The sequence below is a fragment of the Flavobacteriales bacterium genome (genome assembly GCA_021296215.1).
Taxonomy (GTDB): domain Bacteria; phylum Bacteroidota; class Bacteroidia; order Flavobacteriales; family ECT2AJA-044; genus ECT2AJA-044.
The window spans coordinates 1,342-2,035 of the sequence record JAGWBA010000131.1; the positions used below are offsets into that span (position 1 = coordinate 1,342).

Sequence of the window (694 nt, forward strand, 5' to 3'; positions counted from 1 at the left end):
TTACGTCGCAACAGGCCGAGGAGTTTGCTCGGGATTTGGAAGTGCTGGTTGACGGTCTTGTCTACTCAAACACAAAGGATCGCGGTTATATGATAGTCAGCTTTACTCCGCAAGAGGCTCGGTCCGAGTGGATATACGTCAATACGGTCAGTGAACCCGAGTTCAGCGAGAAGACCTCCGCGTCTAAGATTTTTAAAGTCCTTCCCGGCATGGAGAACCGTGAACTTGTTCCTGTTAATGATTAGCGGTGAACATTCTGAGTGAAGGGAGGAATCAAGGCGGGGTTTGATTGACATTATCGTGAAGAGTCGAATGATATTGTGTATCATATTTAAACAGGGTACTAATCAAGGAAGGTAACGATCCATGGCCAGAATTACGATTGAAGACTGCTTAGAGAAGGTTGAGAACAGGTTCGCTCTTTCCATCGCAGCGATGAAAAGGGCAAGCCAGATATCCAAGGGAGCTACCGTTATAGCATCTGAAAACGACGACAACAAGCATGTTGTTTCGGCGTTAAGAGAGATAGCCGAGGGAAAGGTAAACGTCATATATCCCAAGGATAGAGATAATTACTGATTACGCACGCAGCCCCGTGCGGTTTTAACCCGCGCACAGCGAGGTAAAAATCCTTTTATGCTTTCTGTAGGCATAGACGCGGGAGGGACTTTTACCGATTTCGTTTTTTTCGACG

At 46.5% G+C, this 694-nt stretch carries 1 pseudogene; it reads left to right on the top strand.

Features of this window, described 5'->3' with window-relative positions:
* The first annotated feature begins 366 nt into the window (after positions 1–366).
* Positions 367–579, top strand: a pseudogene (locus J4F31_12495) (DNA-directed RNA polymerase subunit omega).
* The last annotated feature ends 115 nt before the right edge of the window (positions 580–694 follow it).